The following is a 14,933-nucleotide window of genomic DNA, read 5'->3' on the forward strand; positions in this document are numbered from 1 at the left end:
AAGATGAAATTAAGATTAACGACAAAACGCTTAGTTCTTGCAGTTTTCTTAATTCTAGGGTTACTGGTTATAAGACCAGTAACCTTTCTTATTTATACTTACATTAAGGATCCGAAAGCAAGCAAGAGTTTGCGTTCTGCTGTAGTTAATGATGCAAGTCAATTAAATCGAACAAAGGTAGATACTGTTGTAAAAGCACACAAAGAGATTAATCGTGCCATTACTCAGATTTCTGATTTAATAAAAGAAGCCAACGCTTCCGGAAAAAAGATATCAATCGCCGGTGCTCAACATAGCATGGGAGGACACACCATCTACCCGGGAGGTATCTTATTGGATATGAATTCATTTAACTACATGTTGTTGGATAGTACGGCAGATGTATTGAATGTTGGATCAGGAGCTTTGTGGAACCAAATTATTCCATATCTAGACCAATATGGAAAATCAGTTGCTGTAATGCAATCCAATAACTCATTTTCTGTAGGTGGATCTATTAGTGTAAATTGTCACGGTTGGCAACCTAATTCCCCACCAATTGCATCAACAGTAATTTCATTAAGATTGATAAATGCGAAGGGGGAAGTCCTAAGTTGTAGCAGGACAGAAAATAAAGAGCTTTTTTCATTGGTTTTGGGTGGTTATGGGCTTTTTGGGGTGATATTGGATGTTAAATTGAGAGTGACTGATAATAAGATCTATAAAGCTGAGCAGTTTGTCGTAAAAAGTGCCGATTATGTTCGTGAATTTGAACAGTGGATGGAGAAAAATCCTACTACTGGACTTGCTTTCGGAAGAATCAATATCAACCCAGATCATTTTATGGAAGAAGCTATTTTGTCTACTTATGTTGTGACAGATGGACCAGTTCAGAAATTACATCAAAAAAATACTTTTGCAGCTATTAGGAGAACCGTTTTTAGAGGCTCTGCAAATAGTGAATATGGTAAAAATTTACGCTGGAAGTTAGAAAAGTCTTCAGTATCATTGGTAGATGGAAAAACGTTTACAAGAAATGAATTGTTGAATGAAGGGGTAGAAGTGTTCCAAAATACAAATCAGAATTATACGGATATTCTACATGAATACTTTATTCCCAAAGCCGCTGTTCCTGAGTTTATTAAAGCGCTTCAAAGTACAATACCTAAGTATAGGGTTGATTTGTTAAATATTACGGTCAGAAACGTAATGACAGATAAGGATAGCTATTTAAACTATGCACATCAAGAAGTTTTTGGTTTTGTCATGTTGTTCAATCAAAAAAGAAGTAAGGAGGCGGAGGCTGATATGCAAGCATTAACGCGTAAACTGATAACTATTTCCATCTCGTTAAATGGTGCTTATTATCTTCCTTATCGCTTACATGCTACAAAAGAGCAACTGTTAAAAGCTTACCCACAAGCAAGTGCTTTTTTCGAATTAAAAAGAAAGTATGATCCTACGGAAGCGTTTAGTAATAGTTTTTACAAGGTTTATGCGAATTAATATCAGTTTCAATATTTACAATATGAAAAGAATTACATTAATGGCTGTTGTTGCAATAATGGCGCTAACAGTGATATCCTGCAAGAAAATACCTGTGCTTAAATTAGATGAAGAGACAATAGTACCAGAGGTGCCTATTCCTACATCAGAATATTATATTACTTATAAAGTGGATGGTGTTACTGTTACAGCTACAGAGGTTTCAGCACTTCGAGGCATCACCGATTCACCAAGAACATTAACTATTTTAGGCAACGCGAAGAGTGGTGCCATACCTAAGTTTAAGTTTTTTTCTGAAGAATCTTTTATTGGATTTGTAGCAGGGCTTAATATCTGGAGTAACAAGAACTCATATCCAACACATTATATTGAATATACAAATAGCGCAGGTATGTTATTTTCAACAGAAAATATTGACGAAGGAACATATTTTTTTATTTCTGAGGCTTCCTACAAAAACGGAGGTAACATAAAAGGTTCTTTTAATGGAACTGTACAGACAGATAAGGGAGTTAAAGTTAAAATTACTGATGGTGCATTTAATGTGAAATTCAGCAATTAACGCTTTTTGATAACAACTATTATTATATGAATGCTTTGGGACGTATCTTGTCCCCATGAGTTTTTTAACGGCAGAATGGAGAAAGCTGTCTATAGCAAATTATGCAATAGACAGGCAGGTATTAGCGCCTTACATTCCTATCGGCACAGAACTAGATATGTGGAACGATAAATGCTATGTCAGTTTGATTGGCTTTTTGTTTAAAAATACCAGACTAATGGGCTTTAGAGTACCGTTCCATCCTAATTTTGAGGAAGTTAATCTGCGCTTTTATGTCCGATATCTGGATAAGGGAATCTGGAAAAGAGGTGTGGTTTTTATTAAAGAGATAGTGCCAAAGTTCGCCCTTTCATTTGTAGCTAATACAATTTACAATGAGAATTATGTCGCCCTGCCTATGACGCATAGTTGGATTGAAACTGAAGAGGAGAGGATAGTGGAGTATAAATGGAAGTGTAAAAAGCAGTGGCAAAGTTTTAGTGTAACTGCCGAAAGGGAGCTGTCACTGATTCATCAAGGTACCGAAACTGAATTCATTACAGAACATTATTGGGGATACGCCAGATATAGCGATTTTAAAACCAATGAGTATGAAGTGAAGCACCCAAAATGGGATCACTATGAAGTTAAAAACTACAATATCGAATTAGATTTTGGGTTGACTTATGGAGATCAATTCAAATTTTTAAATCACCAAAGTCCCATATCAGTCATGCTAGCTGAAGGATCAGAAATTTCTGTAGAGAGAAAGAGAATTATATTTTAACAATCATTTTACCTTCATTTTTACCTTCAAACAAGTCGATAAAAGCCTGCGGAATTTGATCAAAACCATTAACGATCGTTTCGATGTAAGTTAATTTACCTTCCTGTAGCCAAGTGGTCAATTGTTTGATGGCTTCAGGAAATTTTGCTGCATAGTTAGATACAACAAAGCCCTGCATTAGTATACTGCTTTTTACTAATGTCGTCTGGATTCTTGGCCCCATAGGCACTTCTGTTTCATTGTACACAGAGATCGCACCGCATACTGGTACGCGGGCAAGCTGATTTACGTTTGCAAGTACCGCATCAGAAATATCACCACCAACATTGTCAAAATAGATATCAACGCCATTTGGTGCAGCATTTGCTATTGCCGTTTTCATATCGGTTGTCGTTTTGTAGTTGATTGCTGCATCGAAGCCGAATTTCGAAGTCAAAATCCTATTTTTTTCATCTGATCCGGCTAGGCCAATCACCCTGCATCCCAAAATTTTACCGATTTGTCCTACAATGCTACCTACGGCACCAGCTGCGCCAGAAACCACTAATGTTTCGCCAGCTTTGGGTTTCCCAATTTCAGTTAAGCCTAAGTATGCCGTTAACCCGGTCATTCCTAAAATACCTAAATAAGCTGATAGAGGAGCAGCATTTCCATCAACCTTGAGGAGGTGTTTTCCGTCCGAAACCTGTACTTCCTTCCAGTCCAGCCTTGCTGAAACAAAGTCACCCACTTTGAAATCAAGGTTCTTAGATACTATAACTTCGGCAATGACACCCGACTGTATTGGTTTATTTAATTCAAACGGGGCGACGTAAGACTTCGCACTGCTCATTCTTCCTCTCAGGTATGGGTCAACAGAAACATAAAGGGTTTTTAATAGTACTTGTCCTTCTTGTATTATAGGATTTTCTTCTTCTATAAATTTGAAATCATCCGTAGTTGGTTTGCCTACCGGGCGTTTATTTAACAGGATTACTTTATTCACTTCCATGTATGGTTATATGAGGGGCAAATCATATCAACAATATTCTGGTCATTAATGTTTTACGATTTTCTCGCAGGGCCTCAACTGTGTTTTGTTTAAGGCAACTTAGTTCACGACATATTAACGGATCTGTTTCTATGGAAGCTTGGAATCAAATTAACAATCGTTACTTTTATATCATACATTAACTTTTATGCCCGTAATAAAATTACAGACTCATATTAATGCTGATCGGCAAGTTGTTTTCGACTTAGCGAGAAGTATTGATTTACATCAGATTTCTACAAAACATACAAATGAAAAAGCTGTCGCAGGAAGGTGCTCCGGTCTTATTGAATTAAATGAAACTGTTACCTGGCAGGCCAGACATTTTGGAATTACTCAGGAATTAACTTCAAAAATTACGGAGTTTGACAATGGCGTTTATTTTGTAGATGAGATGACTAAAGGCATTTTTAAGTCCATTAGACATGAACATCATTTTGATAAGGAAGATAATGGAACCTTAATGACTGATATTTTTAGCTATGTTTCGCCACTAGGTATACTAGGAAAAATGGCAGATGGAATTTTTTTATCCAATTATCTCAAAGATCTGCTTATCAAACGCAACGATATCATAAAAGAGTATGCAGAAAGTAATCTACTTCCTATAGATCATTTATAGACTGTAATTACTTACTTAAATATTTGCTGCGATACTTCACCGGTGTGCTAATCCGATCCGTATCAATTCTATAGCTTTGGTAAAAGGCATGTGTGTTGGTAATCGCATCATACTCATTCGTTTCTGCAATCGTGCTTAGGATAGACAGAAAATAAAACTTTGGATGATGAATGATTTCATGATAACATATCACATAAACTAGGCAAAAACTCGTAGAGATTTCAGCCCGGCACTCCCCATATTTGTGTAGACCAAATTTTTAAATTGATTTGTGAAATATATTATCTGTCAGGTCGACGAATAATATTCTCGCAATATTTATACTTTTTAACATGACAACAAATACTGAAAAACAAGTTTACCTTGTATGTAGTGGAGACTTACGTTTGTCGGCCAATTTAAGTTGCTGGGCGGCACAGGTAGAAATGGAAGAACTATTGGGAAAGGCACTGAATGCACAGGGCTGGACAGTGAAAAGGGCCCATGCTTATGACGAAGAGAAAAAGCATGGATTTATAGATTCTCAACGAATGGGCATCGAAGTATTTAAAACGATAGATCCAAATGTACCAATTATTGTAGCCGAAAGCGTTTGGCAGTATTCACATCATGTCCTGGCAGGACTGACTACACATAAAGCACCTATTTTAACTGTTGCCAACTGGAGCGGACAATGGCCAGGCTTGGTAGGTATGTTGAATCTTAATGGCTCATTGACCAAAGCTGAAGTAAACTACAGCAGTTTATGGAGTGAAGACTTTAGTGATGATTTTTTCAATAAGGGGTTAACAGAATGGTTATCTACCGGTAAAATTACCCATGACACCAGTCATGTAAAGTCGTTTAGTGCAGTAACTATACCTTCAGCGGATGAAATTAAAGGACGTAAATTCGGACGTACCTTGCGTGATAATAAAGCAATTATGGGTGTTTTTGATGAAGGTTGCATGGGCATGTTCAATGCAATTGTTCCAGACGACCTACTCCATAAAACAGGAATATTTAAAGAACGTTTAAGTCAATCTGCCCTATATGCCAAAATGAGGACTGTAACCGAACAGGAAGCGGAGAAGATACTGGAATGGTTGTTGCAAAAAGGCATGACCTTTAAATGGGGAACAGAGAGTTTAACAGAACTTACCAGGGAGCAAACCCTTGATCAATGCAAAATGTATATTGCTGCAATGCGTATGGCCGACGATTTTGGCTGCGATACCATTGGTATTCAGTATCAGCAAGGCTTAAAAGATTTAACCGCTACCAGTGATTTGGTAGAAGGATTATTAAACAATCAGGATAGACCTCCAGTATTTTCAGAATCGGGGAAAGAATTATATGCAAATGAAGCGTTGCCACACTTCAACGAAGTGGATGAGTGCGCGGGTATAGATGCTTTGGTGACTTATCATTTGTGGAAGGAATTGGGCATGCCAGGTGAAAACACTTTACATGATATTCGTTGGGGTGAGCATTTTAAAGGCGATGGCATCGATGATTTTGTATGGTTGTTCCTGATTTCAGGAGCTGCACCACCTGCGCATTTTATCAATGGGTATGCTGGCGCGAGCAGCGAAAGACAGCCGCCTATGTTTTTCCATCTTGGTGGTGGTAGCTTGAAAGGCATCAGTAAACCAGGAAGTCTGGTTTGGAGCAGAATTTATATACAGAACAATGCTTTACATTGTGATTTGGGCGTAGGTGATGCCGTGTTTTTACCAGCAGAAGAAACAGAGAGACGCTGGCAGAATACAACCCCGCAATGGCCGATTATGCATGCTACACTTAGCGGGGTATCACGTGATCAAATGATGGCTCGTCACCAGGCAAACCATATACATGTGGTTTATACGACTGATGAGGCTTCATCACATAAAGCCTGCCGTATAAAAGCAGCAGCTTTGGAAGAAATGGGAATTAAGGTTCATTTCTGTGGTGATGTAGATCATGATGGCAAAAAATATGTTTAAACTTGCAAAATGAAAAATCTACCCATATTAGACCTAGCTATTATACTCGCCTATTTGGTGGGCATGGTAATGGTTGGCGTTTACTTTTCCCGTAGAAATAAAAATCCTGAACAATACTCCAAGGCCTCTGGTTTAATACCAGGTTGGGCTATTGGATTATCTATTTATGCTACTTTTTTAAGTAGCAATACCTTTCTAGGTGTACCAGGGAAAGCCTTTGGCGCTAACTGGAATGCATTTGTATTCAGTATATCTATGCCGCTTGCGGCCTGGGTTGCCGCTAAGTATTTTGTGCCATTTTACCGGAATACCGGAGAGGTTTCTGCTTATACAAATTTGGAAAAGCGTTTCGGACCATGGGCTCGCACTTACGCTGTAGTTTGTTTTCTGCTGACTCAATTGGCGCGTATGGGGTCCATATTTTTTGGTATCTCCTTAACCTTACAAGCACTAACCGGTTACAATATGCAGGTGATCATGCTCGTAACAGGTATTTGCATTGTTATTTATACGGTAATGGGGGGTATAGAGGCGGTAATCTGGACAGAGGTTGTACAGGGCGTGCTGAAAACACTTGGTGCAATTTTGATCATCTACCTGGTTGTGTCTAACATGCCTGGTGGGATATCAAAGATTGTTGAAATTGGGAGCCGTGACAATAAGTTCAATCTTGGGAGTTTTAGTCCTGATTTTACGCAAACTACATTCTGGGTCATATTATTATATGGGTTCTTTATTAACCTTAATAATTTTGGAATGGATCAGAATTATGTACAACGTTATCATACGGCTTCTTCGGCAAAAGAAGCTTCTAAGTCTGTATGGCTTTGTGTGTGGATTTATGTACCAGCGTCCTTGTTGTTTTTTGTAATTGGAAGCTGTCTCTATGCCTACTATCAGGTTAATCCTGAAATGATAGAACCAGTTAAATTGCAGGTGGCAGCCGAGCGTCTAGGCGCAGGTGTATCCGCAATGGACATTCAGAATCTGGCTGCAACGCTTCAACCTGCAGATTATGGAGATAAGGTAATGCCACATTTTATGGTAACCATGATTCCTACAGGTTTAATTGGTCTGATCGTTTCAGCTATTCTTTCTGCAGCAATGAGCACAATCAGTTCTGGAATGAACGCTTCTGCTACAGTGTTTACTGAAGACATTTACAAACGTTATTTTAAGCCTGGCATTAATGATAAGCAAAATATGAGGCTATTGCACATCTCGACCGTTGTGTTTGGTGTAGCCGGTATGATCTGTGGTATTGCCATGATTGGGGTAAAAAGTATTCTGGATATCTGGTGGCAGCTGTCAGGGATATTTGCTGGGGGAATGCTTGGTTTATTCCTGTTGGGGATCATCAGCAAGAAATCTGGTAATATGGAAGCTTTTGCTGCTACGATAGTTGGTCTACTGGTGATTCTATGGATGTCGCTTTCTTATTTAATCCCAGAGCAATATGCTTACCTCAAAAATCCATTAAATGCCAATATGATCATTGTGGTGGGTACGCTCTCTATTTTTTTAACGGGTACAATCATTACAAGGTTAAAAGGAAAGGCAGTAATAGGATAAGCTAAAAGCATTCGTGACTCCTCTATGTTGGGGTAAATAATTTTTAAAAGCATTACGTAAGTAATGCTTTTTCCTTTTTTAGATAAGATCATACATAAGCTGGAAAAAATGCACCATATGATATCGCTTTTACCCCAATACTTTTGTATAAGTAGCTATCGCTGTTATACAATGATAGGTGCCAGGATTGATATCTCATGAAAAATAATTAATAATGAACAAATCAGAAAAAGGATTTATACCAGTAATGCTTACGCCATTTAAAGACAATGGTGAGATAGATTTTGATGGGTTAACGAAACTAACGGAACTATATATTGAGGCAGGTGCTGCTGGCTTATTTGCAAATTGCCTATCTAGTGAGATGTTTGAGCTTAACGAATTGGAAAGGCTTAAAATAGTTGAACATGTAGTGAAATCTGCTCAAGGTGCTGTTCCTGTGGTTGCAACAGGGACTTTTGGTGGTCCGATTGCACAACAGGCTGATTTTGTAAAACAGATTTATAACTGTGGTGTAGAGGCTGTAATTGGGATTACAGGTTTGCTGGCTGCTGAGCACGATGGTGATGATGTATTTGATGCTAATGTAGCAAGCTTATTAGATTTAACGGAGCAAATCCCTATGGGATTTTATGAATGTCCGGTTCCTTACAAACGTTTAATCTCTCCAGCGCAACTTGGTTGTTTGGTGGCTACTGGAAGGGTGACTTATCATAAAGATACTTGTCTGGATATAGGACAGGTGAAGGCTAAGATTGCTGCAACTCAAAATAAGAAATTTGGTTTATATGATGCTTACATGGCTCATGCAGTGGCATCTTTAAAAGCGGGATCCGCGGGTCTATCCTGTATACAAGGGAATTTTTTTCCAGAATTAATTGTGTGGTTGTGTAATAACTATGATAACCATGATTTAAGGCTGGAAGTGGATAAAGTACAACAGTTTTTTATAGACAATATGGATGTGATGCACAATGTTTATCCAATAATATCTAAGTATTACCTGCAAAAAAGAGGCCTGCATATCTCTACGTTTACCAGAAGAAATGATATTGGGGTTTTTGATGCAAAAATCAAAACAGGTATAGATGGACTAACTGAAAAATATGATATCTTAAAGGCCGAGCTTGATATTAAACTTGCTGCGGTCTAAACTTGTAAAAAATAATGCTGGAGAGACAATTAACAACTGATGCAAAGGGACATTTTTTAAATACCAATCAATGTTTTTCAGCAGATGGTAAGTGGCTGGTTTATGATACCAGAAACGATGATAGTAAAATTGGCCGTACCGGCAGCATTGAGCTAGTGAATGTAGTTACGGGAGAAGTAAAACGGCTTTACCATACAAGAAATCAAACTGAACATGGCCCCGGTGTTGGTGCAGCTTCCTTTTCACCTGCTGTAAACCGCGTGATTTTTATCCATGGAATAAGAAATGCTGATGAAAAAAATCCTTACGGGTTTACTCGTAGGACAGGAGTAGCCATTGATGTCAATAATCCTGAAATGCCCATTTTTATGGATGCGAGGGACATCAAAGAACCATTTACACCTGGCGCGTTGCGTGGGGGAACCCATGCACATTCATGGAGTGGTGATGGGCAAAGATTGAGCTTTACCTATAATGATGAGGTGATCGCTCAATTGAGTAAAACTAATCCAGATGTTCAGGACCTCAGAACAGTGGGAGTTATGTTTCCGAGAAAGGTAGCGGTTGCTGATGAAGCAAATGGTGAAAACAACTGCGGTGAAATGTTTTCTGTGGTGGTAGCAAAGGTTACAGAAAATCCAGTTGCAGGTAGTGATGATATTGATAAGGCTTTTGATGAATGCTGGATTGGTAAAAGAGGTTATCAGAAAGCCGATGGAAGCTGGCAGGTAAGCGCAATTGCTTTTCAGGGAAATGTGAAAGACGAAAATGGAGGGACTAAAACAGAGATCTTTGTGGTTGATTTACCTGCTGATCTAAGCTTGGCGAATCAAGGCGAATCACTTGCCGGAACTGTTCATCATAGGCCAGATGTCCCAATGGGTGTAAAGCAAAGACGGATTACATTTACTAAAGAGGGGGTCATCGGACCTCGTCATTGGTTAAGATCCAACCTCGAGGGCACACAGGTCGTTTTTTTATCAAAAGATCCTTCGGGTTTTATCAATGTCTTTGCGGTTTCGCCTAATGGGGGACCAGTAAAGCAGATTAGTTTTCATTTATTTGATATTCAAAGCGGATTAAACTTTAGTCCTGATGGCCAATATATCAGCTACGTTGCGCAAAATGCAATTTACATTACAGATGTAACCACTGGAGAATCTAAGCAGTTAACAGAAAGCTCTAGCGATGATGATCGGCCTGTAAGTGCTGTAGTATGGAGCCCAGATGGTAAGGTCTTAGCGTATAATCGTTACGTAAAAAATGAAGACAATTATTTGCAGATCTTTTTACTTGAGAAAGAATAGCCGATCTTTGTCTCTCAAAACTACCCAACCATACCAGCATATACAATGCCCAATCAGGTTTATGAAAACTCGGCCTTCCGTCCATTTAACGATTCCATAGAAATCGAAGCATTGGCGGCTGGACTTAGCTTTTCTTTAACGGATGAGCAACATCCGCTTTGTTTACTTGCTGCAAATGAATTACAGTTTCATTTACAGCATCAACAAGAATGGACGCATAATTTTGGTTTGTCATCTGACGCAGAAGGTATGGTAATTGGAAAGATGTTTGGTGTGCTTGTCGTTCGTACAAAAGAAGGCGTACTGGGGTATCTGGCTGCATTTTCGGGGAAATTGGCAGGTAAAAATCATCACGATAAGTTTGTGCCACCGATTTTTGATGGGCTCACAGCAGGAGGTTTTTTGAATATAGGTATGGAAGAACTTACCCAAATGAATAAGGAAATCAGTCATTTGGAGTCCTTAAATGATCAAACCTATAGCTCAGAGATTGAGCGCTTAAAAACATTCAGAAAAAACTATTCTAATGCTTTGCAAGATAGAATCTTCGAACAATATCATTTTTTGAATAAAGCAGGTGTATCAAAAAGTCTTTTAAAAGCTTTCGAACATACAGGTGCCCAAAAACCACCTGCAGGAGCAGGAGAGTGCGCCGCACCCAAATTGCTACAATATGCATTTCGTCACGGAATGGAGCCTTTGGCATTAGCGGAATTCTGGTGGGGCTTGTCTCCCAAATCTGCCTATTGGAAACACGGTCATTTTTACCCACCATGCCGTGAAAAATGCGAACCCATTTTAGCGCATATGCTTGGTTCGTCATGCTGAATTTATTTCAGCATCTCTCAATAGAAAGTGGCTTAGCGAGTGCGAGATGCTGAAATAAATTCAGCATGACGAACGCCCAAGACCGACGACAGACGAACGACGATTGACGATAGGATACCGGTTATATGGCTACTTGATGTAAACCGTTTTAATATTCACGAATTCATGGATACCAAACGAGCCCAACTCCCGACCATACCCTGATTGATTGATACCTCCAAAAGGTAACCGAGGATCCGATTTGACCAGTGAGTTTACAAAACATGACCCTGCCTGCAATTTGGTTCTGGCAATTTCTTCTCCAACCGATCCATCTTTGGTAAACACAGCAGCACCTAATCCAAATTGCGTATCATTTGCCAATGCTATGGCGTCATCCGTATCCTGAGCTGTTAAAATAGCCGCAACCGGGCCAAACATTTCCTCACTATAAGCCGGCATCCCCTTTTTTATTCCTGTTAATATAGTTGGTAGATAAAAAGCATGATTGCCTTTAAATACAGGAATCTGACCACCCAGTATGCATTTAGCGCCCATTTCTATGTTCTTTACTACTTGCTGATGGAGCTCATCACGCAAATCTGCTCTGGCCATAGGACCCAGATCATGCTCCGTATCCAAGGGGTCGCCTAATTTCCTTTGCTTGATCTTTTCCATAAAAAGCCTGGTAAATTCCTTTTCAATTTCCTTTACCAGGATAAACCTTTTCGCAGAAATACAGCTTTGTCCATTGTTAATCAGTCTGCTGTTTGCACATATTGTCGCTGCCTCTTCCAGATCAGCGTCGGCCAAAACGATATAGGCATCGCTACCACCAAGTTCAAGTACCGTTTTCTTCAAAACTGAACCTGCTTGGGCGGCAACCTTCATCCCGGCTTCGGTACTGCCGGTCAGCGTAACCGCTTTTACATATGGATGAGCTATCACCTGACTTACACCTTTACTGCCAATCATAAGTGTTTGAAACACATGGTCTGGAAAACCAGCATCCTTAACTAATTGTTCAATAGCCAATGCACAGCCAGGAACATTGGATGCATGTTTAAGCAATCCGCAATTACCGGCCATTAAAGCAGGAGCAAGGAATCTAAAGACCTGCCAGAACGGAAAGTTCCAAGGCATAATGGCCAGTACAACACCAATGGGCTGGAAGCTGACATAGCTCTTTGAAGCCTCTGTAGCAATCAACTGATCTTTCAAAAAGTTTACCCCATGTTCCGCGTAATACTTGCATACACCGGCACACTTGTCAATTTCGGCGGCACCGTCCTTTATAGGTTTACCCATTTCCATAGCCATCAAATTGGCTAGGTTGGCCCTTTCTTTATACAATTGATCGGCAAGCCTATTTAAGCAGGTTAATCGCTCCTGAAAACTGATTTCAGACCATTTTAACCAGGCGTTATGCGTTTGTTCGATTTTATGAATAACTGCGGTGTCCGTATCTTCATTATAGGATTTGATAACCGATCCGTTTGTAGGATTGATAGATTGTATACTCATGGTAGAATGTCAAATTAATTAGCTGCGTCCAAAAATTGCTGCTACAATTAGGATAACACCAATTTCCTGATTTTTGTGTAAATATTCTTTAATAAAACGCATAGAATTTACCATATGACTGTTTACTGTGGCCACGGTAATCCCTAAGATTGCAGCTGCTTCCTGATAAGATTTGCCCTCCATCTTGCAAAGTTTAAACACTTTACGGCGTTGATCAGAAAGCTTGTCAATCGCTTCCTCCACAATACCCCAGGTTTCTTTACCTATTAGGTTTTCTTCAGTATGTAGGTAATAATCCACGGCATTGATCAGCAGGCGCTCATGCAAGCGTTTATCTTTAGAAACTTTACGGAAGTAGTCAAAAACAAGATTATTGGCAACGGTATATAGAAAAGCAGTAAATGACTGATCCAATTTAATATCCTGCCTTTTTTCCCACACTTTCAAAAACAAATCCTGCAGCAGCTCATCAGCAATAGATTCATCTTTCACAATTCCATTGATTTTCTTGTAAAGTGCTTTACTATAAGCTAGATATAGCGTATTAAATGCCGGCTCGTAGCCCTGCTTTAATTGCAATAGCAAATGCTGCAGTTCATCCTCTTCTACAAAAATCTTCAATGGTTGTGGCTTGTTTGATTCTTTTTCAATGATATACAATATTTTTTAGTATTCAATAGGTTTTATGAAAGCTACAACCCAAGTGAAATTATTCTGCTGATTGTTACCCGTTTATTAAATAATTGTAAAAAATTAGGTAACTGCATCAATGTATTTTCCCTTAGCTCCGTATTGGTTAATATAGGGGCATACTCAAAGCTTTGTAAAATATGATGAATGATATAAGCACACTTTTTAGTAAATACATGAATGATGGCTGTACCACCGTCGAGATTAAATTGTTGATGCAACATTTTACTGAGCTAAATAGTGAGGCTGAATTAAGAGGAGCTATAGCTATAGAATTGGAAAAGGATACCAAAGAAGAAGTTGATGAAACTGAACTGGATCTTCGTATGTTGCAGATCTATGATCAATTAAAACCTAATCTAATCCAGGTAAGCCAGCAAAATACCATATTACGCCCGATCAGAAATTACTTTAAGTATAGCATTGCTGCTGCCATTCTTGTTGTTTTTTCTGTTGCACTATATTTTTACAACTTTGATCATGGTCAACCAACGCAAAGTGGCTTAACGACGCAACATCAAGGGGCCGATGTTAATCCTGGAGGAAACAAAGCAATATTAACCCTTGCCGACGGATCTAAAATATCCCTGACCGATGCTGGAAATGGGGAGCTCGCTAAACAGGCAGGAATTATTGTGACTAAAACCAAAGACGGGCAATTGGTTTATGAAATCAGCAAAGAAAATAGAGCCGCTACTGAGATTGCCTACAATACCATCAGCACTCCTGCAGGTGGACAATATCAGATCAATCTACCTGATGGGACTACGGTTTGGCTAAATGCGAGCTCTACCTTAAAATACCCTACCGCTTTTGTAAAAGATAAACGCAAGGTCGTGTTAACTGGTGAAGCTTACTTTGAGGTGGCTAAAAATCCCAATCAACCCTTTGTTGTAAGTACAAATGGAGCCGGAAAAGCACAAGAGGTAACTGTACTGGGAACACATTTCAACATAAATAGTTATCAAAATGAGGAGGCTACTAAAACAACTTTGTTAGAGGGCGCAGTTAAGGTATCAACCTCATTACAGGGGAATGTTACCCTTAAGCCCGGTCAGCAAGCCATTTTAGAAAGTACGCTAAAAGTGATGGATGTAGATGTTACACAAGCCATCGACTGGAAAAATGGTAATTTTTACTTTAATGATGAAAATATTGAAAGCATTATGCGGAAGCTGGCACGTTGGTACGATATAGATGTGGTATATAGTGGCAATATTCCGAATATTAATTTTGGTGGTGAAATCTCCAGGAGTAAAAAACTGTCAGAAGTACTAAAAGTATTAGAAACAACCAAAACAATTCACTTTAAGATTGAAGGAAGGAGGGTTACTGTTATGCCATAACTCTACTTTTGTGTAGGTTTTGCACCTATCAGTAATTCAGTACAAAAAAACCAGGAGTGCTTGGAACCACCCCTGGCTATACAGTCTGATTTATTCAATAAC

The 14,933-nt window shown here is 39.1% G+C and carries 13 protein-coding genes; 10 read left to right on the top strand and 3 right to left on the bottom strand.

The features are described 5' to 3' along the window. Positions 1-3: 3 nt before the first annotated feature. Genes FBD94_RS20005 through FBD94_RS20015 form a run of 3 tightly spaced genes read left to right on the top strand, consistent with a single transcriptional unit; the run spans position 4 to position 2,813 of the window. The gene (locus FBD94_RS20005) at positions 4-1,485 is read left to right on the top strand and encodes an FAD-binding oxidoreductase (RefSeq protein ID WP_131608421.1); all 1,482 of its coding nucleotides are present in this window, start codon (positions 4-6) and stop codon (positions 1,483-1,485) included. A gap of 22 nt (positions 1,486-1,507) precedes the next feature. Further along, a complete protein-coding gene (locus FBD94_RS20010; RefSeq protein WP_131608420.1) occupies positions 1,508-2,047 on the top strand; it encodes a hypothetical protein in 540 nt (179 codons plus the stop codon). Between the two features lie 55 nt (positions 2,048-2,102). After that, the gene (locus FBD94_RS20015; protein WP_136881512.1) at positions 2,103-2,813 is read left to right on the top strand and encodes a YqjF family protein; all 711 of its coding nucleotides are present in this window, start codon (positions 2,103-2,105) and stop codon (positions 2,811-2,813) included. Here FBD94_RS20015 and FBD94_RS20020 read toward each other — a convergent pair. Beyond that, entirely contained in the window at positions 2,803-3,804 is a 1,002-nt protein-coding gene (locus tag FBD94_RS20020; protein ID WP_317130120.1) for an NADP-dependent oxidoreductase, read from the bottom strand. The genes FBD94_RS20015 and FBD94_RS20020 overlap by 11 nt on opposite strands. Positions 3,805-3,991: 187 nt before the next feature. Between FBD94_RS20020 and FBD94_RS20025 the strand changes: the two genes are divergently transcribed. The 6 genes from FBD94_RS20025 (at position 3,992) to FBD94_RS20055 (ending at position 11,292) form a co-directional block, all read left to right on the top strand. Then, a complete protein-coding gene (locus FBD94_RS20025) occupies positions 3,992-4,465 on the top strand; it encodes an SRPBCC family protein (RefSeq protein ID WP_131608418.1) in 474 nt (157 codons plus the stop codon). 332 nt (positions 4,466-4,797) lie between these two features. Beyond that, on the top strand, positions 4,798-6,432 hold the full coding sequence (locus FBD94_RS20035; RefSeq protein WP_131608416.1) for a fucose isomerase: 1,635 nt from the start codon (positions 4,798-4,800) through the stop codon (positions 6,430-6,432). A gap of 9 nt (positions 6,433-6,441) precedes the next feature. Beyond that, entirely contained in the window at positions 6,442-8,004 is a 1,563-nt protein-coding gene (locus FBD94_RS20040; protein ID WP_136881513.1) for a sodium:solute symporter, read from the top strand. Positions 8,005-8,218: 214 nt separating this feature from the next. Further along, a complete protein-coding gene (locus FBD94_RS20045) occupies positions 8,219-9,157 on the top strand; it encodes a dihydrodipicolinate synthase family protein (RefSeq protein ID WP_136881514.1) in 939 nt (312 codons plus the stop codon). Between the two features lie 14 nt (positions 9,158-9,171). Further along, a complete protein-coding gene (locus tag FBD94_RS20050) occupies positions 9,172-10,464 on the top strand; it encodes a DUF3748 domain-containing protein (RefSeq protein ID WP_136881515.1) in 1,293 nt (430 codons plus the stop codon). Positions 10,465-10,509: 45 nt separating this feature from the next. Next, a complete protein-coding gene (locus FBD94_RS20055) occupies positions 10,510-11,292 on the top strand; it encodes an SPX domain-containing protein (protein ID WP_136881516.1) in 783 nt (260 codons plus the stop codon). Between the two features lie 129 nt (positions 11,293-11,421). Here FBD94_RS20055 and FBD94_RS20060 read toward each other — a convergent pair whose 3' ends face one another. Next, positions 11,422-12,795: an NAD-dependent succinate-semialdehyde dehydrogenase gene (locus FBD94_RS20060; RefSeq protein WP_136881517.1), complete on the bottom strand. Its 1,374-nt coding sequence runs from the start codon at positions 12,793-12,795 to the stop codon at positions 11,422-11,424. A gap of 18 nt (positions 12,796-12,813) precedes the next feature. Beyond that, the gene (locus tag FBD94_RS20065; protein ID WP_131608410.1) at positions 12,814-13,416 is read right to left on the bottom strand and encodes an RNA polymerase sigma factor; all 603 of its coding nucleotides are present in this window, start codon (positions 13,414-13,416) and stop codon (positions 12,814-12,816) included. A gap of 209 nt (positions 13,417-13,625) precedes the next feature. Here FBD94_RS20065 and FBD94_RS20070 point away from each other — a divergent pair, with 209 nt between their 5' ends. Continuing rightward, on the top strand, positions 13,626-14,831 hold the full coding sequence (locus FBD94_RS20070; RefSeq protein ID WP_131608409.1) for a FecR family protein: 1,206 nt from the start codon (positions 13,626-13,628) through the stop codon (positions 14,829-14,831). The last annotated feature ends 102 nt before the right edge of the window (positions 14,832-14,933 follow it).

It is taken from the genome of Pedobacter hiemivivus (genome assembly GCF_005144565.1).
GTDB classification, from domain to species: Bacteria; Bacteroidota; Bacteroidia; order Sphingobacteriales; family Sphingobacteriaceae; genus Pedobacter; species Pedobacter hiemivivus.

Coding starts and splice junctions, on each gene's coding strand:
- FBD94_RS20005 (WP_131608421.1), top strand. CDS start 4: ATGAAATTAAGATTAACGACAAAACGCTTAGTTCTTGCAGTTTTCTTA.
- FBD94_RS20010 (WP_131608420.1), top strand. CDS start 1,508: ATGAAAAGAATTACATTAATGGCTGTTGTTGCAATAATGGCGCTAACA.
- FBD94_RS20015 (WP_136881512.1), top strand. CDS start 2,103: ATGAGTTTTTTAACGGCAGAATGGAGAAAGCTGTCTATAGCAAATTAT.
- FBD94_RS20020 (WP_317130120.1), bottom strand. CDS start 3,804: ATGGAAGTGAATAAAGTAATCCTGTTAAATAAACGCCCGGTAGGCAAA.
- FBD94_RS20025 (WP_131608418.1), top strand. CDS start 3,992: ATGCCCGTAATAAAATTACAGACTCATATTAATGCTGATCGGCAAGTT.
- FBD94_RS20035 (WP_131608416.1), top strand. CDS start 4,798: ATGACAACAAATACTGAAAAACAAGTTTACCTTGTATGTAGTGGAGAC.
- FBD94_RS20040 (WP_136881513.1), top strand. CDS start 6,442: ATGAAAAATCTACCCATATTAGACCTAGCTATTATACTCGCCTATTTG.
- FBD94_RS20045 (WP_136881514.1), top strand. CDS start 8,219: ATGAACAAATCAGAAAAAGGATTTATACCAGTAATGCTTACGCCATTT.
- FBD94_RS20050 (WP_136881515.1), top strand. CDS start 9,172: ATGCTGGAGAGACAATTAACAACTGATGCAAAGGGACATTTTTTAAAT.
- FBD94_RS20055 (WP_136881516.1), top strand. CDS start 10,510: ATGCCCAATCAGGTTTATGAAAACTCGGCCTTCCGTCCATTTAACGAT.
- FBD94_RS20060 (WP_136881517.1), bottom strand. CDS start 12,795: ATGAGTATACAATCTATCAATCCTACAAACGGATCGGTTATCAAATCC.
- FBD94_RS20070 (WP_131608409.1), top strand. CDS start 13,626: ATGATGAATGATATAAGCACACTTTTTAGTAAATACATGAATGATGGC.